The sequence below is a fragment of the Burkholderiaceae bacterium DAT-1 genome (assembly GCA_019084025.1).
GTDB lineage: Bacteria > Pseudomonadota > Gammaproteobacteria > Burkholderiales > Chitinimonadaceae > DAT-1.
In genome coordinates this window covers 1-887 of sequence record JAHRBI010000019.1, presented here as the reverse complement: position 1 = coordinate 887, position 887 = coordinate 1, and the positions used below count along the sequence as shown (strand labels likewise).

Annotated in this window: 2 protein-coding genes; both read left to right on the top strand. The window is 58.1% G+C overall.

Going from position 1 to position 887, the window contains the following annotated elements; all coding sequences use genetic code 11:
• The coding region (locus KSF73_17305; GenBank protein ID MBV1777478.1) for a hypothetical protein at window positions 1-235 on the top strand (235 nt) is incomplete at its 5' end.
• A gap of 1 nt (window position 236) precedes the next feature.
• Window positions 237-557, top strand: coding sequence for a type II toxin-antitoxin system RelE/ParE family toxin (locus KSF73_17300; protein ID MBV1777477.1), 321 nt, complete (start codon window positions 237-239; stop codon window positions 555-557).
• Window positions 558-887 lie beyond the last annotated feature (330 nt).

Here is an 887-nt window from a genome sequence, read left to right as displayed (position 1 = left end):
CATGCAGCATGCACACAAGGATACCCGGATGGCCTCGCTTAACTCACTGGACCCGGCAGAGCTGATGCCCTTGCCTGAAGTACCGGAGAGCTATGGTCCTCGCAATGAAGAGGATCGGGAGGTGTACGCCCTGATTCAGGAAGCTCTGGAGAGCGGCCCCGGAACGGTCTATGCCTCGGTTGCGGAGTTTGCGACCGAGTTTCGTGCGCGCCTGCGGAATCGTCGCCAACGCTGAGATGGTTCTGAAAATCGATCTCCTGCAGACTGCGAAGAAGGATGCCTTTGATGCGCAGGACTGGTATGACGATGCATCGCCCGGTCTGGGAGATGCCTTCACCGATGAATTCCTGAGTGCCCTGGATGTGCTGGCTGAACGGCCGGGTATAGGGTCACGTCGCTTTGCGTATCTGTACCCTGGTATGGATCTGCGCACCTGGTCTATGGACCGTTTCCCGTTTCGAATCTTTTACGCAGTACACGGTGATGTACTGCGCATCTATCGCGTGTGTCATCAATGGCGCAACGTGACCAAGAGCCTGCTGCGCCGGGCAAAGTAACCTCAGCCATCCCGACCGTAAACGTGCGCCGCCTTCTTTGGTGCTGACGCGGCACGCGCATAAGTCCGCCCCGAGGTGTCCCTACTAGGGACAGGTTGAGGTGATGGATCTATGCAGGCCAGAACAAGGTGTGGTGCGGCTGCCCAACGGATTGCAAATCCGTGTAGGCGGGTATCTGGGCTGGTACACTGTGCGGGCCAAAACCGCCTCTGGGGGGTCTCGCTCTTTAAACTGGATATTGCAGTCTGCGTGATGTGCGGGAAGCCTTGCTGCATCTGGGGTCTGGCCGTTTGCGTATGATATGACGCGGTGGACTCACCTGATGCCCCA